Raw genomic sequence first — 21,440 nt, 5'->3', positions numbered from 1 at the left:
CTCGCTGTTGCCGGGTGGAGGCCACGGGGATACGGGCAGCGTCGCCCACGAGACGGCGACACCGCGCGCTCCGCCGGGGCACCCCGCCCGAGGGACGTCATCGTGCCGAAGGCAGGTCTCCTGGCTCACGGGTCAAAGCGCCCGCCGGACCTTCCCAGTGCAAGCACCAGTGGTCATCGGTAGCAGGCGCTCGCCGCTCACAGTTGCGGGGGCAGCTTCGGATTCGCTCCGAAAAGCGCACCGAATTCCCGTCTTAGCTCCGGGCCGGGACCCGAAGAACCTTGGCTGGACGATATTCGCCACCGGCGCGCATCCGGTCAACGGGCCTGACAAACTTTGTAACAGTGTTACGTTACGTGTGGCGCTATGGACACAGTCCGATCCCCGATGGAATGCACGGCTCTCACGTTGCGGTGATGGACCGGATTGGGCTCGGACGACGCGGGTCCGAATGAGATCGGCGGGCCGATGGCGGCTGGATATGCGCTATGCTGAACCGAACGGACGAGCGGTCATCGACGCCTTGTTTCATGCGCCGCTGGGCGCCGAGCGTCTCAGCTGAATGGAAATCCGATGGAACGCTCTTGGCATCGTGTTGCTGACTGCGGAACGCGCGGCCCGAGCTCATGACCCGGCATACGGTCCTTCGGTGACCCGCTCCATCTCAGGGCCGGCCTTGCCGTCCAGCCTTGGATCGCGGCATGCGTCATCGCCGTGGTCGCGGTGGCCCCGTGCCAAAACTTCTCGTTCGGCGCGAACCCGATACCCTGACAGGCTGGCTTTGCACCGGGCAGATGCTCTCGATCGGTTCGGTTCTAAGCCAGCCGGTCAAGTCAGTCATGCATTTGCGGTCGCTCGATCGCCCCTACATCTTCCGCTCGCGATGGATACGCTTCTTCTTCGGAAGTGCCTTGTGACGGCCGATGGTGACCCTGGCTTCCGACACCGTCGGTCCGGCCAGCGCCTTGCCCGGTGTGGGGCCAGCGGCCGTCGCGTCCGCGAACGTCGCGAAGGTCAACAGGGGTAAGGCGGCCAGCGCCGCGCGAAGAGCCCGGATCGTGTGCATTAGCGTTCACTCCTCTGTCTGTGGGCGCCGGGCCGTTTCCGGGGCCGGCCGGATGCGACGAGCGGTCTTCGGTGTGAAGGCGCTCCCCCGGAATCGAGCCGGTCCGACTGCGAAGTGCCGCGCCGATCATGCGCGTGAACCGGTTTGAAGAGGCTTGGGCAGAGACCCATTTAGTCTGACAAGATATCGTCGATCTGCGACGCGCAAGACTGATAAATGGAACACATGCCGCATTTATACCAAATAAATATAAGTTTTAAATCAATATAGGCGCCGTGATCTTGATCAAGTTCAGCAAGCTCTGTCATGCGCGACGGGGCGTTCCGGCTGCGTCAGACGCCTTCGAGCAGTCGGTCGAGGTCGAAGGACGGACGCCGGCCCAGATCCGGCCCATGATCGGTCAGGAACGTCGCGGCGCTCCGGCGTCCCTCATCCCGAAGCATCGTCAGGAATGCCCATTCCGCATTGAGCTTCGAGGACGAGCCCAGCTCGGCGACAACGTCGCTGGCGATGCGGTGCATGCGCATGGCCGCCCATCGTGCGCACTCGGAATTGTCCGTGGGCGCGACCTGCCGCAGCAAGGCCATCATCCGCAGTTCCTTGAGCAGGACCGCGTTGAAGGAGATCTCGTTGAGCCGGTTGAGGATCTCCCGGGCCGAGGTCGGCGCTTGCCTGCGCTCGACCGGATTGACCTGCACGATGATCGTATCGCGCGACTCGCATTCGCGGACCAGGGGGGTGATCGTCGGGTTTCCGGAATAGCCTCCATCCCAGTAGGAGGCACCGTCGATCCAAACCGCCTGGAACAGGGTCGGCAGGCATGCCGAGGCGAGGAGCACGTCGGCCGTGACCTCGGCGTTGCGGAACACCCGGCCCCGGCCCGTATGAACATCCGTCGCGGTGACGAAGAGCTTGATCCGGCTCCGTGCGATGCGCTCGAAATCCAGCCGCGAATCCAGGATCTGTCTGAGCGGATTGAAGTCGTGCGGATTGAGGTCATACGGGGAGAAGACCCGCGCCATCAGGTCCGCGGCCAGATACAGAGGCGCGGAATCGAGCGTCCAGCGGCCCAGTATCACGTCGAGCGGGCTACGCTGCAGCGGGCTGAACCGGGCCGCGCGCGAGACGGCGTCCCAGAAGGCCTGGAGTGCCGCGCGCGCACCGGAGGCGCCGTCCCGCTCGTAGCCGTCGATGAGGACGGCCGCGTTCATGGCACCGGCCGACGTCCCGGAAATGCCGTCGACGCTCAGCCAGGGCTCCTCGAGCAGGCGATCGAGGACCCCCCATGTGAAGGCGCCGTGCGCGCCGCCGCCCTGCAGGGCCAGATCGATCAGGACCGGATCCCGCCCCCGCCTGCCCGCCGTGATCGCCTCATCCGACATGGGACCGCATCCCTCATCCCGTGAGCACCTCTTCCGTCGCCCTGCGGCCATCCCGGACCGCGACCGGCTGCGGAGCAAGAGTGGCGGTCGCCGGCTACTCGGCGACCGCCTCGCCGGAATCGGCCCGATACGGGTCTGACTGCACGCGATTGGCGGCGCCGCGCACCTTGGTGCCGGGCAGGATCTCGAACCGAGGGTCGAACGTCACCATCGTGGCGGCCAGCCGGCTCAGGATGCCGGCGTCGCCCTCGACCTGCGCGGTCCCGTCGGCGATCTGCGCCTCCAGGGTCTTGGCGCCGATCATCGTCTGCTCGAGATCCGACCGGTTGATGGTCAGGGTGAGATCGGGCTTCTCGGCCTGGAACCCCGCGATGTTGGTCAGCGTCGCGTTTTCCAATTCGACGATGAACCGCTCGTTGTTGTCCGGCGTGATCAGGTTGATGGTGAAGCGCAACCCCTCCGCCTTGCGACTGTCCATGCGGATGCCGAGAAAGTTCAGGAAGAGCTCGGTCGGCATCGCCCGCACCACGTCGGGGCTGCTCGAACTGGCCGTCGCGCCTTCCGGGATGCCGGAGCGCAGCTCGTAGGCGCCAGCCAGGAAGCAGTTGCGCAGGCCGGGATTCTCCTGCTGGTAGCCGATCTGCTCGAAGATGTCGGCGAGGAGGTCCTTGGCGGCCTGGTTCTGCGGCTCGGCCTGGACGAGCTTGTTCACGATCTCCTGGGCCAGCAGATACTGGCCCGCGTCGTGCAGCCGCTTTCCCCGGGCGAGGATCGCCTCCGCACCGCCCATCATGTCGACGTAGAGGGGGGCACTCTCGGACGGGGCGAGCGGGATCAGCGTCGCCGGGTTGCAATCCCAGAATCCGAGATAGCGCTGGATCACGCCCCGGCTGTTGTGCTCCGGCGACCCGTGATAGCCGCGACAATGCCACGTCTGCTGCAGGCTCTGCGGCAGCGCGTAGACCTTGTGGATCTCGTTGATCGTCACGCCCTGGTTGGCGAGGTGGAGCACCTGATTGTTCATGTGGGCGTAGAGGTCGCGCTGCGCCCGCAGAACCGCCTGGATCCGCGCATTGCCCCAGCGGGGCCAGTGGTGGGAGGCGAACATCACCTCGGCCTCCCGGCCGAACCGGTACAGCGCCGCGTTGATGTATTTCGACCAGTTGAGCGGATCGCGCACCGGCGCGCCACGCAGGGTGTAGATGTTGTGCATTGATGCGATGACGTTCTCCGCCATCCAGAGCGCCTTCCGGTCCGGGATGTAGGTGTTCATCTCCCGCGGCGCTTCCGTATTCGGGGTATTCTGGAAGACCATCGGGATGCCGTCGACCTCGAAGGTCTCGATCGGCTTCTCCACGTAGCGCGTCGGGGCGATCAGACCTGTGGTGCCGGCCGAAACGCGCTGTCCCAGGCCCTGCCCGACATAGCCGTGCGGCGCCGCCGGCAGGAGCAGCCCGTACTGGTAGAACAGCCGCCGGTTCATGGCGTTGCCGGCGTAGACGTTCTCCGCCACGGTACGGACGAGGAAATCGGCCGGCGCGATCACCGGCACGGCGCCGGACCGCACGTCCTCCTCCTTGAGGATCCCGCGCACGCCGCCCCAATGATCGCCATGCGTATGCGAGTAGATCACGGCCGAGATCGGCCGCCCCTCGCCCACATGCGTCTGGAACAGCGCCCAGGCGGCGCGTGCGGTCTCCTGGCTGACGAGGGGGTCGAACACGATCCAACCCGTCCGTCCCCGCACGATGGTGAGGTCCGAGAGATCGAACCCCCGGACCTGATAGATGCCGGGGACGACCTCGTAGAGCCCGTAATTGTTGTTGAGACGCGAGATTCGCAGCAGAGATGGATGGATACTGTCGAATTCGTCCTGCTGCTCCAAGAACTGGAACTGCTGCATGTCCCAGGCCACGTGACCATCGTCGGCCCGGATGATCCCGTCGGCCATGGGGGCGATCAGCCCGCGCCGCTGCTCCTCGAAATCCGTGTCGTCCGCGAAAGGCAGGCGCGTGCGGGCCTGCCGGAGCACGGCGCGGGTGAACGACGACGGCGGTTTGCCTTTCGGGTGGAAGTGCTCCGGACCGGCGGATGCAGCCGGGGATTCCCCGTCGCCCGCGGCACGCGCTTCCGCCAGGAGGCATCCGGCTGCGGAGAAGGCGGCTCCGACAGCGGGAAGAGTCTTGATGAAGGCGCGGCGCGTCGACATCGGTCTGCTCCATCCCGGACGCGGTGGCTTGCCGTGGGACGACCGGGTCGCCGGGCGGCGGCGGCCGGATCCGGTCATCGGCGCACCGGTCAGCGCCAGGCGCAGACCCGGCGTCCGCGTCGCCACCAGCAGACCCTGCGGCGCCGCCGCCGCGGGACGACGACGACGGCCTGTGCTTTCTCGACAGGGCCGCCGCTCGGATCGTCGAGGGGCTCGATTCTCAGGGGCGCGGCGTAGACGGCACCCGGCACCATGAGCAGGCCCGCAGCCGCCAGGGCGGCGGACGACAGGTTGCCCAGCACGGCACGACGATGCATCGGTTCCATTGCCATCCTCCGGCTCGTGGTCTGATGTCCCTGGCTCCGCCACCCGATCCCATCGCGGCCGACGGAGATCGGCGTTCGCCTATGCGGCTCAACGGGTCGCCGACCCGCTTCCGGGCGATGCGAGCGCCGGCGCGACCGGCGGCGGGCCGAAGAGGCCGATCCACGCCCATGACAGTCCCGCGGCGATCAGGTCGCAGGACACGAAGAGGCCGATCGCCCACAGGCCCGAATAGGGCCATTGCGCGATGATGGCGGCGCCTAGGAGCATCGAGAGCAGGGCAAACAGGATCACCGTGGCGCGCGACAGCTGCGTCGTGTGGACGATGGCCCAGAGCGCGCGCGCCACGCCGGAGGCGATCAGGGTGAGCCCGAGGACGAGCGTGAGGGCGAGCGACGCTTCGAGGGGGCGGAAGACGGCCCAAAGACCGCCGACGAGGTAGAGCAGGCCCGCGAAGAACCGAACGACGCGGGATCGCCACGCTTCGACCTCCGACGGCTTGGCGAGCGCCTCGGCGATCTCGGCGATCCCGGCCGCGATCAGGAGGACGCCGTACCAGAGCGTGCTGACGATCGTGAGGCTGACCACCATGAAGAGGCCCACGATGCCGAGGATCAGCAGCAGGCTGCCGACCGCGAGAAGCCATCCGCGGGCACGCCCCGCTCCGGTCTGCAGCGTTCCAAAGGTGACCGTTCCGCCCATACGACACCTCCCGTCGGACCCGTGGATGAGGAGGCTGTCCCCATTCCGTCCGATCACTTCCGATTGAATCGCCCGTTCGGTCGGAACGGCGTTGATTCAAATCAAAGGCGCGGGTCCCCGTTCTCGACGGCCCGGGCGTCGATCGACGGCTCGGCATGGCCTGCGCAGCACGGGAGAGACTGGCGGATCGACCGAGGCGCCGCGCCGAAGAGACCGGTGCCGGCGACCAGACCCGAGATGCGGGATTGATCTAGCTCAAATCGGGGCCCCTCCCTTCGCGGCAGGATGCGGTCCGGCCCTGGATAATCCGATCCGCTCGGTCGGGCGGGCCACGGAAATGTCGCCTCGCCTGACCGCAGGAGGTTCCATGGATATCCGCAAGTGCGCGGCCGAGGCCATTGGCACGTTCTGGCTCACCTTCGCGGGCTGCGGGAGCGCCGTCATCGCGGCCGCGTTTCCGCAGGTCGGAATTGGCCTCCTCGGCGTCGCGCTCGCCTTCGGCCTGACTGTCGTCACCATGGCCTATGCCACCGGGCACATCTCGGGCTGCCACCTCAATCCGGCGGTGACCTGCGGACTCGCAGCCGGAGGCCGGTTTCCGGCCCACGACATCCCGGCCTACGTCATCGCCCAGGTCGTCGGCGGCCTCGTCGCCGCGGCTGTGCTCTACGCCATCGCCAGCGGCGCGCCGGCCTTCTCCGTCGAGAAGGGCTTCGCCGCCAACGGCTATGGCGCGCATTCGCCGGGGCAATACGCGCTGACCGCCTGCCTCCTGACCGAGGTCGTGCTCACCATGATGTTCGTCTTCGTCATCATGGGCGCGACGCACGGCAAGGCCCCGGTCGGCTTTGCGCCGCTGGCCATCGGGCTGTGCCTGACCCTCGTCCACCTCGTCGGCATCCCGGTCACGAACCTGTCGGTGAACCCGGCGCGCAGCACGGGACCGGCGGTCTTCGTCGGCGGATGGGCCCTGACCCAGCTCTGGCTTTTTTGGGTCGCCCCGATCTTCGGTGGGGTTCTCGGCGGGATTCTGTATCGCTGGCTGAGTGAGGAGCCCTCCGTCCAAGTGACCGGCATCTCTCCTCCGGCCCCGGCGGAGTGAGACGACGCACCGCTCGCCGGGGGATCAGTCAAGAACTTTGCTGAAAAACCATATTCACTGTCTCACTTCGCGATGTCGATCTTTGCGCGCGGCGCGTCATCGCGATGCGCCGAACGTGACTTGGCCGGACGACCCGGGATGTTCCTCCCTGCGCCGGCCTTCGCCAGTCGAATCGAAGGCCGGCGCGATCCTTGATCGGACACCGGGAACCGCGCCTCAGCGGCTCGCGATCTGTCACGCGACGGGACAGGCCCCCCGGTCCGAACACTTCGTGTCTTTCCGTCCGCCAGACGGATCGGTGCCGCGCGCGTTCGTCTCCGGGATCGAGGATCGATCTCGAATCCGCGCCGCGGTGCATCTCATCTTGTCCGCTCAGGCCATGGCTACGATGCGGTCCTCGACGGCGCGCACGCCCGGCACCGACCATGCGGCACGCTCGGCCGCATCGCGCTCCGCCCGGGCCGTCACGGCACCCTCCAGAATGACCCGGTCGCCCGAGACGGTGACCTTGATCGCGTCGGCTTCGAACAGCGCGCTTCGCCGAAACGCCTCCAGGATCTTGTCCTTGACCGCCCCAGGTGGAACGCGCGGTTCGATCGCGATCCGGTTGGTGACGCCAAGCACCCCTGAGAGCTGCCGCACGACGGCCTCGGCGGATCTCGACTGGTAGCGCCAGGGCACGGCGCCCGTCAGGGTGATCCAGCCGCCGCTCACCGTGACCTGGATGGCGTCCTTCGGGAGATGCACAGACCAGTCGATGATCGCCAGCGCCCGGGCGGCGATCTGGTCGTCGGCCACCTTCTTCGCGTCGGCGTAACGGACCGCGATCTCCTGCGCGATGGCGCGCACACCCCGGACGCGGCGCACGGCGCGCTCCGCCTCCACCTTCTCGGCGTAGCTGCCGACATGGCCAGTGAGCGTCACCACCCCTTCGGAGACGGCGACGCCGATATCCCCGGCGTCCAGGCTGGGGTCGAAGTCGAGTTCGTCGAGCACCGCCCGGCGCAAATCCTTGTCGGTCATGGCGTTCCTCCTGAGGCGGCGCGGGCCGCGCGGCTCCCGGTCAGGCGGCGCCGGCCGCCTGATCCATCAGAAGGCCCTCGCGTCGCGCTCGCTCGAGCACGAGCCGTGCGGCCACCCGGGCTCGGCCGGCGCGCAGCCTGCTGTCCGGATGGCCCTCGCGGAGCGCTTGGCGGGCACGGGCCCGGAACCAGTTGGCATTCGCGATCGCCGTGGCTCGGCGTTCGGGCTGATCGATTCCGCGGGCCTTTTTCAACGTTGCCATCGTCTTCAGCATTCCGGTTCGCGCGACACCGAGAGCCTGTCCATCGTGGCGCTGGCGGCGCTCTTCGTCTGTCGAAGCGGTGAAGCAGTCGACCGCGGCACACATTGATCAGGATCAACGCTGCCGCATCCGTCTCCGGCATCAAACTCTCAAGCCAGGAGGAGGATCGCGATGTCGCCATCGGATATTCGACTCGCTGTCGAAGCCCACAGAGAGGCACTCGACGCATTAACCGGATTCTTGTCCGAGTTTCCTATGATTCCGCGATATCTTGTCGAGAATCATATCGCTTTCGAAGTTGCCCACCGCATCCGATCGGGCGTCAGATCGCGCGATCGTCTGGTGCGTTACGGGATCGAGGCGGTTCTGACGGACAAGTACTGAGCGGCGGACCGGAGCCGCATCAGGGGTGGACCGTGTCGGCGATTCCAGACTTGCTCAGGCGCGCGGCGGTTCAGGCTCGCCGCGCAGGGCCGCCACCGTTCCGGCGAACCGGTCAAGGAGGACGGCGCGGCGCAGCTTCAGCGTGGGGGTCAGGAGGCCGTCCTCGACAGTCCAGGGCGTCCGCAGCAGACGCACCGCCCGGACCCTGGCAGCGCGGGGTCCGTCATGCAGCGCCGCGGCGATCCGATCGAGCGCGGCCCGTCGGGCGCGCGCGTCATCGAGGGCGTCCTCCGCCGCGGGATCGAGACCCAGATCCTGCGCAAGCTGCGTCCACATCGCCGCATCGACCACCGCCAGGACCGACAGCCGCGCTTCGCCCTCGCCCAGGACCATGGCCTGACGGAACAGGGGATCGCGCAAGATCGCGGCCTCCACGGCCTCCGGCGAGATCTTTTCGCCGGTCGACAGGACCATCATCTGCTTCAGCCGGCCGGTGATGCACAGATCGCCGTCCTGCAGCGTGCCGAGATCGCCCGTATACAGCCATCCGTCACGCAGGACCTCGCCCGTGAGGTTCGGACGGCGCCAGTACCCGAGCATCACGCCTGGCGAGCGCACGAGGATTTCCCCCGAGGCCGCGAGGCGGATCTCCATTCCGGGGAGTGCGGGGCCGACCCGGCCCGGGCGCGTGGCGCCGAGCCGGAATCCCGTGACCGCCGAGGCCGCCTCGGTCAGGCCGTATCCCTCGACCAGGGGCAGACCGAGGCTGAGGCAGAACCGGGCGGTATCCTCCGGAAGCACGGCGCCTCCAGAGACCGCGAGCCGCAAACGACCGCCGAACGCGCGGCGGATGGGGCGCCCCACCATGCTGCGCAGCAGGAGGCCGAGTACGGTCCGGGCAAGGCCGAGCCGCCGTCCGTCCCGCCGGGCCAAGAAGAGCGCCCAGCCTTGGGCCAGGGCTGCGCGCAGCAGCCAGCGCGTCGGCGGCGTCCGCTCCGCCCGTTCCGTCACGCTGTGGCGCAGACGTTCCAGCACGCTCGGGACCACCAGCAGGATGGTCGGGCGTGCGAACAGGAGGTCCTCCTGGAGATGCGCCACCGATCGTGCGAACACGACGGGCGCTCCGAGGATCAGCGGCAGATAGCACCCGACCACACGCTCGAAGATGTGGGCGAGGGGCAGATAGGACAGGAACACGTCCCGATCCGAGCCGGGGTTGCGGTCGAGAACAGCCTGCGCGACCGCCAGCAGATTGCGGTGCGAGAGCATCACGCCCTTCGGGCGACCGGTCGTCCCCGACGTGTAGACGATCGTCGCGAGGGCATCGGGGTCGCGCCCGGCAGGAGTCAGCACGGATCCACGCGCCCCTGCGAGCCAGAACCGCAGGCTCTGCAGGCGCGGATCGGAAGGTCGGGTTCCTCGCGGCTCCTCGAGCGCGATCACGCGCTGAACTCCGGTGCGCAGCTGGGCGCGATCCCCGAGGCTCTCCCATTGCGCCGCCGTGCGGACGACGACGATGCGGGCGCCGGAATCCGCCAGGATTTCGACGGCGTTGGCGGGAGCGTCATCGGGAAAGAGCGGCACCACCACGAGGCCGAGCGAGAGCGCCGCATGATCGAACGCCACCCACTCGATCCCGTTCGACAGCCAGAGCGCGACCCGTGCGCTCGGTTCGAGCGCCTCGCTGGCCAGGGCGGCCGTCCGTTCGGCGACCCGCTCGGCCATCTCGGCCCATGTGATCGCCGCGAAGCGTCCCTCGGCAGGATCGTGTGCCACGTAGGCCACCGCCGTCGGCCGGCGGGTTGCCTGGGCTCGCAGAAGGCTGGGGATCGTGCCCGTCGAGGCCTCCGCGGGCGGCTTTGCGCAGATCCGTGTCTCGGAGCGGCCCGACATGATCATTCCGGAGCCGGCTCGACGGGCGACGGCACCGCTTCCCGGGAGAGGTCCGGCTCGTTGCAGCGGGCGAGAATCGCCGCGCGCGCCCGATTGCGCAGGCGGATCGCGGCGTGGAAATCCTCGCCGTCCGGGGCGATCGGCGCTCCGATATGGACGTGGATCACGCTCCGCCGGGGGAACCACTGATCGGCCCGCAGCGCCGACCGCGTGCCCGTGATCGCGACCGGCACGATCGGGGCACCCGCGCGGCAGGCATCCAGAAACGCACCGGGGTGGAAGCCGAGGAGGCCCGGGGTCCGGGTAAAGGTGCCCTCCGGGAACGCGACCACCTGCTCGCCATCGCGGATGCGCCCGACGATCGCCGCCGCATCGGCGATACCCGCCGCGGTACCCCGGTGGACGAAGGCGGTTCCCAGCCGCCGCAGGAACGGCCCGGCGATGCGCTGACGGGCCAGCTCCTGCTTGGCGAGGAAGACCGGCGCCCCGGGCAGCACGGCCGCCAGCACGGCGCCGTCGAGATAGCTCGCATGGTTGGCGACGATGACGGCGCCGCGGCTGACGGGCTCGCCCGATACGGTCAACGGCGTCCGCGTGACCCGGAAGAAGACACGCAGGCCCGTCCGGAGGGCGCCGAAGCGCCAAGCGCGCTTCGGCAGGACGAGCACCAGCGGCCATAGGATGGCACCGATGACGACGAGGACGCCCCACCAGGAGGCCGCGTAGGCTGCCTCTGACCAGAGCCGCCCGATACGGCGCAGCCGCGCCGCGGCCCCCGCGACGACGAGCCGGACCAGCTGCGTCCGCAGGGCGGCTTCCGGCCGGCCGAGTTCGCCTGCCGCGTAGAGCGACCGCGTCGCCGCGCGACGGATCTTCCCGCTCGACGTCTTCGGCAATGTGCGGGGCGGACACAGGACGATCACGTCGGGCGGCTGCTCGATCACGCCCATCGCTTCCCGGGCCAGGGTGCGGCGCAGCTCCTCCAGGGCCGCGGCGTCGGTGAGGCGCGTCTCGGCGGCGAGGATCAGCCGCTCCGTCCCGGTTCTCGGGTCGGGGCTCGCGAAGGCCGCGACACAGCCCTTTCGGACGCCGTCGACCGCGCCCGCCACCTCTTCCAGCTCGTGCGGATGGATCTTCCGACCGGCCCGGATGATGATGTCCTTGGTACGCCCCGTCACGAAGACGTCGCCGCTCGCCAAATAGGCGAGGTCGCCGCTCTCGAGCCAAGCTCCGTCGAACAGGGCGCGCGTGATCTCCGGACGCCGGAAGTAGCCGGTCGTCGCGGAGGGACCGTTGAACTGCAGCCGCCCCTCCCGGCGCTCCGGCACCTCGCGCCCGGCCTCGTCCACGATCCGGATCTGATGGCCGCGCAACGGATGCCCGCAGGCGGCGAAGGCGACGGCCCCCGGAGCGCCAGGCTCGGCCGGCAGGGCCTCGCCGCTCCGCGACAGCGTTGCGCGGTCGATCCAGTCGATGCGCGGGCCCCGGCCGAGGGGCGGAAAGGTGAGGCCGACCGCGCATTCGGCGAGCCCGTAGACGGGTGTGACGGCCGACGGCCGGAGGCCGAAGGCCGCGAAGCGCTCAGTGAACCGGGCCAGCGTGTCCGGGCTGACCGGTTCGGCCCCGTTGGTCAGGACGCGCAGCGAGCTGAGATCGAGCCCCGCGAGATCCTCGTCCCGCAGGGTCTTGAGACACAGCTCGTAGGCGAAGTTCGGGGCGGCCGAGATCGTGCCGCGCTGGCGATGGATTGTCCTGAGCCAGCGCCCCGGATCGGCCAGGAAGGCCAGGGGTGAAAGGATCGCCGCCGGCGCACCGTAATAGAGGCTGCCCAGCCAGCAGCCGATCAATCCCATATCGTGGTAGAGAGGGAGCCAGCTCACGACGACGTCCGCCGACGAGGCCGCCACCGCTTCGCCCATGGCGCGGACATTGGCGAGCAGGTTGGCGTGGGTCAGCATCACGCCCTTCGGATCGCCTGTGCTGCCGGAGGTGTATTGGATCAGCGCAAGGTCCGCCCCCGTGGCCGGGACGGCCGCCGCCAGAGCGTCTTCCGTCACGAGATCCGCGGTGGTCGTCAGGACCCGCAAACTCTCGACGCCGTCGCGCAGCAGCCAGGCGAAGGGTTTGATCGCCGCATCGGTGATCAGGATCTGCGGCGCAGCGTTCGCCAGGATACCGACTTGACGCTGCAGGTGATCCTGGATCTGGGCGCGCCGGAACGGCGGGTAGAGCGGGACCGGGCCCCCACCCGCCAGGATCGTGCCGAGGAAGGCCGGGAAGAAGTCGGGCCCGGTGGGCAGCATGAGGGCGACCCGGTCGCCGAAGGCGAGATCGAGCTTCAGGAGGCCGGCCGCGACCTGACGCGAACGCCGGTCGAGCGCCGCGTAGGTCAGAACGGTCTCGGTCCCGTCCTCCTGTTGCAATCGAAGATGGGGGCGGTCCGGGTGATTGCGGACGTGGAAATCGAGCACGTCCGCCCACGTGGTGGCCCGGTGCGGCTCGGCCGCCGTCGGCAGCGCGGCTGGTGGCGGGGACGCCGCCGAGGGCTCGCGCGCGGCGCCCGCAGCCTGGATCGCGGCCAGCAACGCGGCCGGCGTCGCTGCCTCGCCGATCAGCCTCTCCGGCAGCGACACCCGGAAGCTGCGCGACAGCCTCAGGATCAGCTCCGCGCGCCCCAGGCTGTCGAGGCCGAACTCCCGTTCGAGGTCGCTGTCGAGGTCGACCGCGATCGTCGCGCCCCGCTCCGGGTGCAGTTCGAGCAGGAGCGACCGGACCATGTCCAGGACAGCGGCTCCGGTGGGCTGCGCGACCGGATCGAACCGCTCGCTCGGCAGGCGCGCGACGTTCTCCACGAAGGACTCCGGGATGCCGGCGAAATGACCGGGCTCCAACCCGCATCCGCAACTCAGATAAGCCGTGTCCCGCCGCGGCGGCTTGATCTTCATCAACACGGGAACGCCGCATCGGATGTGCCTATGCAGCGATCGACCGGGGAAAATGCTGTGTTCGAGTATGAACCGACGAGCTTGGCCTGCCGAGGCGGCGCGTCCTCGGATCGCGCACGCAGCGAGACCCTCGCCGGATGAGATTCCGTTGACACGCGTCAAACGCGCGGTCGGGGTGCGGGTCTATGATCCGCGCCGTCATCCGGTGACCGGAAGAAGGCGTCATGTTCCGCTCTGTCCTCGTCATCGCCGTCCTGGTCGGATCGACCGCGGCGCTCGCGCGGCCCGGAAGCGGCGCCCTGCCCTTCGCGCATGTCGAGGCGCGTCGGACATCGACTTGCGCGTGCGGCCCCGTGCGAAGATCGCCCCGCTTCAGGGACCGGGCGTCGGTCTACCGCGATCGCGCCGCCTTCCAAGGCGGCGTGCGAAGCCGGACCATGGCCGGCGGCCGATTCGACACGGGCGCCCATGTTCCGATGATGGGCGCGGCAGACGGGTTCCAGCGCTGGAGGCGCTACGACGATTGCATCTGGGGCTACGCCGGTCTCCTTCCGCCGGCGCATTGCACCGACTTTTACGCCTTCTGAACCCGGCCGCGATCCGATCCGCACTGCATTGGCCGGGATGCACGGTCGTGCATTCGTCGACCGGCCGTCACGGTTTCAGCGTCTTGAGGTAAGCCGTGAGGTCGGCGGCATCATCCGGTTCGAGCCGGAAGTCCGGCATCGCCGGATGCCGCCGCTCGACGCCCTCGATCAGGACGTCGGCGAGGTCGTCGACGGGAAAGCGCTCGGCCAACATCCTGAAGGTCGGGGCCGCCCGCATCGGGCTCGCGCCCCGGAGGCCGATGGCGTGGCAGCCTGCGCAATGCGCATGCGCAAACTTCCGCCCCTGCGGCGCCGAGGATTCCTCCGCCCCGATCGCTCCGGTGCAGAGCAGATCCAGGCCGAGGGCGACGCCGACGGAGAGCAGCCCCCGACGCATCAGTGACACATCAGGCTGCAGATGGGTGCGCGGTCGAGGACATCGCGCGTGACGCCGCCGAAGATCCATTCCCGCAAGCGGGAATGACCGTAGGCACCCATGACGACCAGGTCGGCGTCCTGCTCCAGGGCGAACCGCATGATCGCGTCGGCATCCGGGCCAGCGGCGTGGAGGTGGTGGGCGGTGGCGCTCACGCCGTGCCGGGCGAGGTGAACCGCCAGATCCTCGGCGTTGCCGACCCGCAGATCCTCGCCGCGGGTCGCCACGAGCACCTGATCCGCCGCGCGGAAGAAGGGCAGCGCCGCCGACATCGCCCGGCGCGCTTCGGGACCGTCCTTCCAGGCGAGGACGATGCGCGCGGCCTTCAGATGGATGATCCGCGGTGGCACGATGAGGACAGGCCGGCCGGCTTGCATCAGGACGGGCCCCGGCGACACGCCGAGCGGACCCGGGTCCGGGTCATCCGGCCCCTGCCGGCTCACGACGACGAGGTCGGCGGTGCTCGCCTGTTCGACGAGATGCGTCAGCGGATCGGCGAAGCCCGCGTGCCAGATCGTGCGCAGCTCGCTGCCGGCGCTGTGTTCGAACACGTCGCGCGCCCGTTGCAGGATTCCGCGGACCCGGGTCGCATTCTGCTCGACGTCGTCGGCCGCCTCGCAGAGGTCCCGCACCAGGATGGGAACAGGCACCGTCTGGGCGGCCGCACCCGTGAGGATCGCTTCGAAGCGCCGCGCCAATCCGGCGGCGAGGCTGACCCGGTCCGGAGCGTCCTCGCTGAGGTCGAGGGCGACGAGGATGTTCGCGTAGCCCATGGCGCCCCTTCCCGTGCCGAAAGCGAGACACGACGGGTGGCCCAGAAGGCGCGTGGTCGCCTTGATTCAGCGCAAGATGCTGGGTCGTCCGGGTCTTGAGATGGATCAAGGCTCTGCGGAAACCGCGACCGCATTGTGGGTGGGTATTCCGTTCCCGGTCGCAGGATATCCGCATGTCGTACGCCAGCCTCATGGTCGCGGTCGATGACGGGCTGCACGCCGCGCAACGCATACGACTCGCTGCGGATCTCGCGCATCGCCTGGGCACGCGCCTCGTCGGCGTGGCCGCATGCGTGCCGGATTATCCGCGGGGCTATGGCGAGACCGCCGTGCCCATGGGCTCGGCCATCGAGGACATCCGCCAAGCCGCCCTCACGAGACTCGCAGGCTTCGAACAGATCTTCCGGGAGGCCGCCTGCCGCAGCGACCGCGTCGAGTGGCGCTCGGATCTCGACCATCCCGTCCGCTTTCTGGAGCAGCAGGCGCGGGCCGCAGATCTCGTCGTCGTCGGTCGCTACGCGCAGAACGAGGGAGTGTCCCTCGGGGCTGCGGTCGACCTCGGGGACGTTCTGATGGAGCTGGGCCGTCCGGTTCTCGTCGTACCGCCCGGCGTCGAGCGAATGGAGGCGAAGCGCATCGTCGTCGGGTGGAAGAGCTCTCCGCAAACCCGCAGGGCCGTATGGGACGCGATGCCGTTGCTCAGGCGTGCGGAGACGGTCGAGGTGGTGCGGGTCAACGATGGCGAGGACGCGTCAGAGATCGAGGATGTCGCCCGGTACTTGGCCCTCCACGACGTGAAGGCGGTGCCGCGCCGAGTCGCGGCATCGGGCTGGACGGCGGCCGAGGAACTGCAGAGGGCAGCTGTCGAGGCCGATGCGGACCTGATCGTAACCGGGGCCTACGGCTACAGCCGTCTGCGAGAATGGTTCTTCGGCGGCGTGACCCGTGACCTCCTGGCCGACGCGTCGGTCTGCAGCCTGATGAGCCACTGACGGGAGGTGCGCCGATGGCGAACCCGGGCAACCCTGGCGATCCTGACACCGGCTTCCCGCCGCCATCTCCCGCGCGAACACCGGAGCCGCAGCAAACCCCGCTGCCGGAGCCCCTGGGCATCCCCGACTCGGAGCCGGACGACGTGCCGCCGGCCAACGAGCCGCTGGGCATCCCGGGTGGAATGCCGCCCGAGATCGTGCCCTGACTGCGGACTCGTGCCTGACCGGCCCCGGAAGCCGGCGATCCCGGCCGCCCACCGATCCGGGCGCGGCTCCGGTTGCGTCGGACAAGGCCGTGTCCTGAAGCTCTTCCCGTGCGGAGCGATCCAGGCGCAGCGGTGCCGCCCGCCGCTGCGCTTGCCCAGGACGAGGCGGCGACGGCCAGGCCGGGCGCTGTCGTCCGATCAGGCGGCGATGCGCGCGGCCTGATCGCTGGTCGCCTCCTCCGAATCCGGCTCGGCGCGACCCTGGCTGGCGCGGAAATGGTCGAGGAGGCTGTCACCGAGGCCGTCGAGCACCCGATCGGTCGCGGCCTGTGTGGCCGGGTCCAGTTCCTCGGTGCGGTACCAAGCCAGGATCTGCTCCGGCAACGCGTCGAGGATCGCCCCCACGGGATTGAGCGGCTCGGCCACAGCCGGCACGTTGGCAACGGCTGTGACGATGACGGTTTCGTCAGGACCGGCCTCGGCCACGAAGGCGGTCCGGCGCTGGCTTTCCAAGGCAGCACGCCACGCGGCGTCGGCGGCTTCGGTCTCCCGGCGGGCCGTTTCCCGGGCGAGCGCCTGTGCGGCAATGGTGCGGGCCGCCTCGCGGGCCTCGTCCCGGGCGGCCTCGGCCTCGTAGCGGGTCAGCAGGGTGATGACCGGATGCATGTGCGGATCCGAGAGATCGCCGCAGGCCTCGATGGCGCATTCGATGATCCGCCGCGACAGACCGGTTCCCCGGGCGGGGAGCGCCCGGCCGGCGAGGTCCTGCCAGGCGGAGAGCGCCGCCTGCAGCGCCGGCAGGAGCGGTTCGGGAAGGCCGGCTCTGGCATGCAGGTCCGCGAACTGGCGCGGGTCGCGCATGGCCCGGACGATCGCGGCATGATCCTGACCCGAGAGGTCGGCCAGGGCGGCCAGGGCGAAGTCGATCCGGCCGGAGAGCACGGCTCGGAGAACGAGCCCTGCCGTCAGCTGCCTAGTCGTGCGCAGATGGGTCACGAGGCGCGACACCGCAGCCGCACCCCGTCCTTCGCAGGCCTCGAGGGCCACGCGCTCGCCGGCCTCGCGGCTCATCCGGCCGCAACGCTCGGCGCTGAGCCAGCCCCGGTCCGTGACGAACCCGGAGAGAGCCTGTGCCACCGCGATCCCGAGGGCATGGCGCACCTCGGGCGGCAGGTCGGCCCGGGCAAGCAGCGCCTCGCGCAGGGACGCCTCGTCTCCCCGCCGCTCGATCATGCGCAGCAACCGGCCGGCCGTGATCTTCGCCGTCGGATTGGCCGCCAGAACGACCAGCGTGTCCGTCTCGCCGATCTCGGCCAGGGCGCCCGAGACCGCGTGCGACAGGTGGTGCCGGGCGGCGATCACCGCGCGGGTCGCCTCATCGCCGAGGGCCGCGGCATCCACGAGATCGGCATCGGTGAGGACCGGGGATCGGGCCAGGACCAGCCGCGCCACCTCCGGCACATCGCAGGAGAGGGCGACCACGAGGGGACGCGGGGCCCGTGCCGAGGCCGCGCAGGTCTCGGCGAGTGCCCGGCGTACCAGCGGCGATGGATCGTCCAAGAGCGCGAGCAGCGCCGTCTTGGCCTCCCAGGCCTCGTCGGCGTTGAGATCCCCGTACAGGTAGGCCCGCGCCAGAGACGCGGTCGCCTCGGCCCGGCCTCCGGCCGAAGCATTCTGCGTCCAGGCCAGGAAGTCGCGGATGATCATCGACCGCTCCGGGGGGCGAACAGGCTGGTCCTGTCGCCGGGCATGGGCACTGCGACCGCAAGTTCCGCGGGTCGGCGGGGCGGCAGCGGCGGATTGAGAAGAGGTGCGCCCGCGGGCGTCGCCGCCGGCTCGGGAAGTGCGCCCGTGACGGCAGGCTCCGCGTCGGCGACGCGCGACGGCGGCTCCGAATCGGAGCGCGGGAAGTAGGTCGGCGCCGGGTGCTGCGTCGGCGCGGCGGTGTTGCGGGACTGCCAGAGCCGCGCCGCGGCATCCGACGCCGCACCGCGCTGGTCCGTCTGGAACAGGCTGCGCAGATCCGAGCTCCCGCCGAACGCGGTCGCTGCACTGGCATAGGCCGACACGGCCTGCGGCGCGGCGGCGTTATCCTGGCGCAGGCCGGTCAGGTCGGTGGCGGCCGCGCCCTGTGCGGCCGCCGAGAGGCTGGCATACAGTTCGGCAGCGCTGCGCGGCCGTCCGGCGCGGTCGTAGAACAGAGCCCGGTTCGCGGCGGCCGCCTCCGGCAGGTCGAGTGCGGCGGCGCGCTCCGGGAAGGCGCGGGCCGTCGAGATCAGGGCCGCGGCACCCTTCGCGCCCAGCACATGCGCCGCATAGAGGTCGCCCGCGGTCGGCTCGCGGCCGAGGGCGCTCGTCAGGGCGTCCGCATTCTGCTGGGTCAGGGCGCCGGCCAGCGTGGCGGAGATCTTGGGATCGCGGCGCAGGTCGAGGATCGCCTGCCGCTGGCTCGCGTCGGGGACCGTATAGGTGCCGTCCGACTGTCGGGTGATGGCTTCGGCCTGGGCCTGCAGACCGAGCCGCGGCCCGGCATTCTTCATCACGCCGAGCCAGGTTTGCTCGATGAACTGGAACAGTCCGGTGGCGGAGGAGGTCCCCGCCTTGGCGGCGGGATCGAGGGCCGATTCACGCCGCGCCGTGGCGAGGAGATAGTCGAAGCCGACGCCGCTCGCCGTCGCTCCGTCACGGATCGCCTGGACGACCGGACCCGAGGCGGGCGCGGCCGGCAGGGACCGCGCCTGGGGCGGCGGGCTCTCCGGTGGGCTCGACGGCGTGGTGAACAGGAACATCCGGGCGCGCACGGGAGTGGGGACCGTCCGAACCTGCGCCCGCTATGGTAAACAAGTCCTCAATCGACGGTGCGCGGCCCGATCCTGTTTCAGGACCCGGTGAACTCCCCGGCGCCCTTCGGCCGGCGCATCTGGAATCGGGTGTCGGCCGTGACGTGGAAGTAGTCGAAGTATCCGCCACGCATGATCGGATGCATTGCCGCCGTATCGACCATGCCGTCGACCACGTAGCGTGGATCGATATAGATCGACACGACTTGGCCGATCACCAGGAAATTCTCGGCCTCGCCGCCCTCGAGGGGGACCAGCGGCACGGTCTGCAACCAGCGGCATTCCAACGCCGCCGGCGAGGCGGCCACCCGCGGTGGGCGAACCTTATGCGAGGGCGCGGTCTCCAGCTTGGCGAAGGCGAACTCGCTCGTTCCGCGCGGCAGCGGCGCCGAGGAATCGTTCATCCCGTCGCGCAGATCCCAGGTCGCGAGACTGCAGACGAATTCCTGCCCCTCCTCGGCGAAGGTCATCGCGTCCTTGCGGCCCGTGGAGGAGAACGCGACCATGTTGTCGGCCACGGCGTTGAAGAACGAGTAGGGCGCGAGGTTCACCGCGCCCGCACGGTTCATGGCGCTGATCCAGCCGATCGGCCGGGGCGCGACGATGGCCTTGAGCGGATTGTGCGGGAGGGCGCGCGCCTCCCGAGGCAGCGCGAGATCGTAATGCACGGCCGGTCCCTTCAGAGGTAGGTGACGATGTCGTCGAGCGCCGGCCGCGGCCGGTCGGAGGGCACCTCGCGCGCCCGGCCGATATGGACGAAGCCCGCCAGTTTCTCGGTCGGCGCCAAGCCCAGTGCGTCGAGGACGCGACGGTCGTAGGCGAACCATTCCGTCAGCCAGGAGGTCGCGAAACCGGCGGCATTCGCCGCGATCACGAGGTTCATGGTGGCGGCACCGGCGGAGAGCACCTGCTCCCATTCCGGGATCTTCACATGCGGCCCAGCTCGCGAGACCACCGCGACGACCACCGGCGCGTGGGTCAGGCGCGCCCGCTCCTGCGCGAGCCGCTCCGGCGAGGCGTCCGGATTGTCCGCCGCGAAGGTCGACGCAATGATCTCGCCCGCCCGCGACCGCGCCTCCCCACCGATCACGATGAAGCGCCAGGGCGCGAGCTTGCCGTGGTCGGGCACGCGGGAGGCCGCGGTCAGGATTGCCTCCAGCTGCGCGCGATCCGGGCCCGGCTCGTCCAGCAGCGGCGGCGGCACCGAACGTCGGGTCTTCAGCAGATCGAGGGTGGCGGTCATGCGCTCCGTCCCGGTATCGCGTCCCGTGGGGGATGTGGCATGCGCGGGCCTCCGGTGGAAGTGCGGCCTTGCCACCGCCATGGTCCGGAGGCACAGGCAGCCCCGGACGATCCGGCGTCCGAGCTGGGGCAAAGGGTTGAGAGAGGCCAACCGATGCGCATGAGGCTTGCCGCGACGGCGCTGGCGATTCTCGCTGCCGGCCTGCTGCCCGCATCCGCCCAGCAGGACCCGTTCCAGAACCGGCTCGGCGGCGCCCTCCCCTCGCCGTCGATCACCACGCCGAACCTGCCGCCATCCCTGCCGGCGGCCGAGCCGGAGGCGCAGCTGTCCCTGTCGGCGCTTCTGTCCGGGCCGGGCACACCCCTGCGCCAGGGGCTGGCATGGCGCATCTACGAGGACCGGGGCGACGGCACCCGCCCCGCGATCGTCGCCCGTTCCAACGAGGCGGAGCCGCATTTCAACCTCGCCCCGGGCACCTATGTGGCGACCGTGACCTACGGTTTCGCCAGCGCCTCGAAGCGGCTCGTGATGGGTGGCCAGCCGACCACCGATACGCTGCGGGTGGCCGCCGGCGCCCTGAAGCTTGCGGGCGCCGTGGGTGACCAGAAGATCCCGCCCGGCCAAGTGATGTTCTCGGTCTTCGTGCCGGTGGGGACCAATTCCGAGGGCCGCCTCGTCCGCTCCGGGATCAAGACCGGCGAATTGCTGCGCCTTCCCGAGGGCACGTATCACGTGGTCTCGACCTATGGTGAGTCGAACGCGATTCAGCGCGCAGACCTCCGGGTCGAGAACGGCAAGGTGACGGAAGCGACCCTCAACCACCGCGCCGCCACCGTCACGCTGAAACTCGTGGCCGCTCCCGGGGCCGAGGCCTTCGCGGGCACCGCCTTCTCGGTTCTCACCCCCGGCGGCGACACGATCCGCGAGGCCATCGGGGCGTTCCCGCAGGTGACCCTCGCCGAGGGCGATTACGTCCTGATCGCGCGCCATGACGGGCAGGTCTACACGCGGGAATTCAAGGTCGAGAGCGGCCTCGACCGCGACATCGAGGTCGTGGCCAAGTCGGGCTGA

20 protein-coding genes and 1 riboswitch are annotated in these 21,440 nt (G+C 69.6%); of the genes, 5 read left to right on the top strand and 15 right to left on the bottom strand.

The features are described from left to right. Positions 1 to 92 precede the first annotated feature (92 nt). Positions 93 to 299: riboswitch (cobalamin riboswitch) on the bottom strand. Positions 300 to 865: 566 nt separating this feature from the next. From MCBMB27_RS25640 to MCBMB27_RS25620, 5 genes are all read right to left on the bottom strand, one after another. After that, positions 866 to 1,066 carry a hypothetical protein gene (locus tag MCBMB27_RS25640; RefSeq protein ID WP_075381581.1) on the bottom strand — a complete coding sequence of 67 codons (201 nt, stop codon included), beginning with the start codon at positions 1,064 to 1,066 and terminating at the stop codon, positions 866 to 868. Positions 1,067 to 1,398: 332 nt separating this feature from the next. Further along, positions 1,399 to 2,448, bottom strand: coding sequence for a patatin-like phospholipase family protein (locus tag MCBMB27_RS25635; RefSeq protein WP_075381580.1), 1,050 nt, complete (start codon positions 2,446 to 2,448; stop codon positions 1,399 to 1,401). Positions 2,449 to 2,542: 94 nt separating this feature from the next. Then, on the bottom strand, positions 2,543 to 4,657 hold the full coding sequence (locus tag MCBMB27_RS25630; protein WP_075381579.1) for an alkyl/aryl-sulfatase: 2,115 nt from the start codon (positions 4,655 to 4,657) through the stop codon (positions 2,543 to 2,545). Positions 4,658 to 4,746: 89 nt separating this feature from the next. Continuing rightward, a complete protein-coding gene (locus MCBMB27_RS25625; protein WP_236952825.1) occupies positions 4,747 to 4,974 on the bottom strand; it encodes a hypothetical protein in 228 nt (75 codons plus the stop codon). Positions 4,975 to 5,071: 97 nt separating this feature from the next. After that, a complete protein-coding gene (locus MCBMB27_RS25620; protein WP_043350331.1) occupies positions 5,072 to 5,683 on the bottom strand; it encodes an HdeD family acid-resistance protein in 612 nt (203 codons plus the stop codon). Positions 5,684 to 6,050: 367 nt separating this feature from the next. On the opposite strand from MCBMB27_RS25620, the gene aqpZ reads away from it, so the two are divergent. After that, positions 6,051 to 6,785, top strand: a complete 735-nt coding sequence (gene aqpZ / locus MCBMB27_RS25615; RefSeq protein WP_075381578.1) for an aquaporin Z — start codon at positions 6,051 to 6,053, stop codon at positions 6,783 to 6,785. Between the two features lie 372 nt (positions 6,786 to 7,157). Here aqpZ and MCBMB27_RS25610 read toward each other — a convergent pair whose 3' ends face one another. From MCBMB27_RS25610 to MCBMB27_RS25595, 4 genes are all read right to left on the bottom strand, one after another. Beyond that, positions 7,158 to 7,808: a BON domain-containing protein gene (locus MCBMB27_RS25610; protein WP_043760620.1), complete on the bottom strand. Its 651-nt coding sequence runs from the start codon at positions 7,806 to 7,808 to the stop codon at positions 7,158 to 7,160. 40 nt (positions 7,809 to 7,848) lie between these two features. Beyond that, positions 7,849 to 8,082 carry a hypothetical protein gene (locus tag MCBMB27_RS25605; protein WP_236952824.1) on the bottom strand — a complete coding sequence of 78 codons (234 nt, stop codon included), beginning with the start codon at positions 8,080 to 8,082 and terminating at the stop codon, positions 7,849 to 7,851. Between the two features lie 426 nt (positions 8,083 to 8,508). Beyond that, on the bottom strand, positions 8,509 to 10,347 hold the full coding sequence (locus MCBMB27_RS25600) for an AMP-dependent synthetase/ligase (protein ID WP_075381577.1): 1,839 nt from the start codon (positions 10,345 to 10,347) through the stop codon (positions 8,509 to 8,511). Positions 10,348 to 10,349: 2 nt separating this feature from the next. Further along, entirely contained in the window at positions 10,350 to 13,238 is a 2,889-nt protein-coding gene (locus MCBMB27_RS25595) for an AMP-binding protein (RefSeq protein ID WP_236952822.1), read from the bottom strand. Between the two features lie 278 nt (positions 13,239 to 13,516). Between MCBMB27_RS25595 and MCBMB27_RS25590 the strand changes: the two genes are divergently transcribed. Next, positions 13,517 to 13,879 carry a hypothetical protein gene (locus tag MCBMB27_RS25590; RefSeq protein WP_075381576.1) on the top strand — a complete coding sequence of 121 codons (363 nt, stop codon included), beginning with the start codon at positions 13,517 to 13,519 and terminating at the stop codon, positions 13,877 to 13,879. Positions 13,880 to 13,946: 67 nt separating this feature from the next. Here the strand turns inward: MCBMB27_RS25590 and MCBMB27_RS25585 are convergent, their stop codons facing one another. Beyond that, positions 13,947 to 14,276: a c-type cytochrome gene (locus MCBMB27_RS25585; RefSeq protein ID WP_075381575.1), complete on the bottom strand. Its 330-nt coding sequence runs from the start codon at positions 14,274 to 14,276 to the stop codon at positions 13,947 to 13,949. Then, positions 14,276 to 15,088, bottom strand: coding sequence for a universal stress protein (locus MCBMB27_RS25580; RefSeq protein ID WP_075381574.1), 813 nt, complete (start codon positions 15,086 to 15,088; stop codon positions 14,276 to 14,278). Before MCBMB27_RS25580 ends, MCBMB27_RS25585 begins: the two co-directional genes overlap by 1 nt. Before the next feature lie 173 nt (positions 15,089 to 15,261). Here MCBMB27_RS25580 and MCBMB27_RS25575 point away from each other — a divergent pair, with 173 nt between their 5' ends. Continuing rightward, complete coding sequence (locus tag MCBMB27_RS25575) at positions 15,262 to 16,080, top strand: universal stress protein (protein WP_043382134.1); 819 nt, start codon at positions 15,262 to 15,264, stop codon at positions 16,078 to 16,080. A 14-nt stretch (positions 16,081 to 16,094) separates the two neighbouring features. Next, the gene (locus MCBMB27_RS25570) at positions 16,095 to 16,286 is read left to right on the top strand and encodes a hypothetical protein (RefSeq protein WP_043382136.1); all 192 of its coding nucleotides are present in this window, start codon (positions 16,095 to 16,097) and stop codon (positions 16,284 to 16,286) included. A 198-nt stretch (positions 16,287 to 16,484) separates the two neighbouring features. Here the strand turns inward: MCBMB27_RS25570 and MCBMB27_RS25565 are convergent, their stop codons facing one another. The 4 genes from MCBMB27_RS25565 to MCBMB27_RS25550 all read right to left on the bottom strand — a co-directional run bounded on the left by MCBMB27_RS25565 (position 16,485) and on the right by MCBMB27_RS25550 (position 20,369). After that, positions 16,485 to 17,993 (bottom strand): DUF2336 domain-containing protein, encoded by a 1,509-nt coding sequence (locus MCBMB27_RS25565; RefSeq protein WP_043382140.1) that lies wholly within the window; start codon positions 17,991 to 17,993, stop codon positions 16,485 to 16,487. Then, complete coding sequence (locus tag MCBMB27_RS25560) at positions 17,990 to 19,075, bottom strand: lytic transglycosylase (RefSeq protein WP_075381573.1); 1,086 nt, start codon at positions 19,073 to 19,075, stop codon at positions 17,990 to 17,992. The genes MCBMB27_RS25565 and MCBMB27_RS25560 overlap by 4 nt, the downstream gene beginning before the upstream one ends. An 89-nt stretch (positions 19,076 to 19,164) precedes the next feature. Continuing rightward, on the bottom strand, positions 19,165 to 19,794 hold the full coding sequence (locus MCBMB27_RS25555; protein WP_043349196.1) for a flavin reductase family protein: 630 nt from the start codon (positions 19,792 to 19,794) through the stop codon (positions 19,165 to 19,167). 11 nt (positions 19,795 to 19,805) lie between these two features. Then, the gene (locus MCBMB27_RS25550) at positions 19,806 to 20,369 is read right to left on the bottom strand and encodes a nitroreductase family protein (RefSeq protein ID WP_043349198.1); all 564 of its coding nucleotides are present in this window, start codon (positions 20,367 to 20,369) and stop codon (positions 19,806 to 19,808) included. A 153-nt stretch (positions 20,370 to 20,522) separates the two neighbouring features. On the opposite strand from MCBMB27_RS25550, the gene MCBMB27_RS25545 reads away from it, so the two are divergent. Beyond that, positions 20,523 to 21,440 (top strand): hypothetical protein, encoded by a 918-nt coding sequence (locus tag MCBMB27_RS25545; protein WP_043755151.1) that lies wholly within the window; start codon positions 20,523 to 20,525, stop codon positions 21,438 to 21,440.

Origin of the sequence: Methylobacterium phyllosphaerae, assembly GCF_001936175.1 — a bacterium.
Taxonomy (GTDB): domain Bacteria; phylum Pseudomonadota; class Alphaproteobacteria; order Rhizobiales; family Beijerinckiaceae; genus Methylobacterium; species Methylobacterium fujisawaense.
This window is presented reverse-complemented; position numbering and strand designations above follow the sequence as displayed.

Excerpts from the sequence above, each read along its gene's own strand:
- MCBMB27_RS25630 (WP_075381579.1), bottom strand. The coding sequence starts at position 4,657 with ATGTCGACGCGCCGCGCCTTCATCAAGACTCTTCCCGCTGTCGGAGCC.
- MCBMB27_RS25640 (WP_075381581.1), bottom strand. The coding sequence starts at position 1,066 with ATGCACACGATCCGGGCTCTTCGCGCGGCGCTGGCCGCCTTACCCCTG.
- MCBMB27_RS25590 (WP_075381576.1), top strand. The coding sequence starts at position 13,517 with ATGTTCCGCTCTGTCCTCGTCATCGCCGTCCTGGTCGGATCGACCGCG.
- MCBMB27_RS25545 (WP_043755151.1), top strand. The coding sequence starts at position 20,523 with ATGCGCATGAGGCTTGCCGCGACGGCGCTGGCGATTCTCGCTGCCGGC.
- MCBMB27_RS25565 (WP_043382140.1), bottom strand. The coding sequence starts at position 17,993 with ATGATCATCCGCGACTTCCTGGCCTGGACGCAGAATGCTTCGGCCGGA.
- MCBMB27_RS25635 (WP_075381580.1), bottom strand. The coding sequence starts at position 2,448 with ATGTCGGATGAGGCGATCACGGCGGGCAGGCGGGGGCGGGATCCGGTC.
- MCBMB27_RS25605 (WP_236952824.1), bottom strand. The coding sequence starts at position 8,082 with ATGCTGAAGACGATGGCAACGTTGAAAAAGGCCCGCGGAATCGATCAG.
- MCBMB27_RS25575 (WP_043382134.1), top strand. The coding sequence starts at position 15,262 with ATGTCGTACGCCAGCCTCATGGTCGCGGTCGATGACGGGCTGCACGCC.
- MCBMB27_RS25620 (WP_043350331.1), bottom strand. The coding sequence starts at position 5,683 with ATGGGCGGAACGGTCACCTTTGGAACGCTGCAGACCGGAGCGGGGCGT.
- MCBMB27_RS25570 (WP_043382136.1), top strand. The coding sequence starts at position 16,095 with ATGGCGAACCCGGGCAACCCTGGCGATCCTGACACCGGCTTCCCGCCG.
- MCBMB27_RS25600 (WP_075381577.1), bottom strand. The coding sequence starts at position 10,347 with ATGTCGGGCCGCTCCGAGACACGGATCTGCGCAAAGCCGCCCGCGGAG.
- MCBMB27_RS25585 (WP_075381575.1), bottom strand. The coding sequence starts at position 14,276 with ATGCGTCGGGGGCTGCTCTCCGTCGGCGTCGCCCTCGGCCTGGATCTG.
- MCBMB27_RS25625 (WP_236952825.1), bottom strand. The coding sequence starts at position 4,974 with ATGCATCGTCGTGCCGTGCTGGGCAACCTGTCGTCCGCCGCCCTGGCG.
- aqpZ (WP_075381578.1), top strand. The coding sequence starts at position 6,051 with ATGGATATCCGCAAGTGCGCGGCCGAGGCCATTGGCACGTTCTGGCTC.
- MCBMB27_RS25580 (WP_075381574.1), bottom strand. The coding sequence starts at position 15,088 with ATGGGCTACGCGAACATCCTCGTCGCCCTCGACCTCAGCGAGGACGCT.
- MCBMB27_RS25610 (WP_043760620.1), bottom strand. The coding sequence starts at position 7,808 with ATGACCGACAAGGATTTGCGCCGGGCGGTGCTCGACGAACTCGACTTC.
- MCBMB27_RS25560 (WP_075381573.1), bottom strand. The coding sequence starts at position 19,075 with ATGTTCCTGTTCACCACGCCGTCGAGCCCACCGGAGAGCCCGCCGCCC.
- MCBMB27_RS25550 (WP_043349198.1), bottom strand. The coding sequence starts at position 20,369 with ATGACCGCCACCCTCGATCTGCTGAAGACCCGACGTTCGGTGCCGCCG.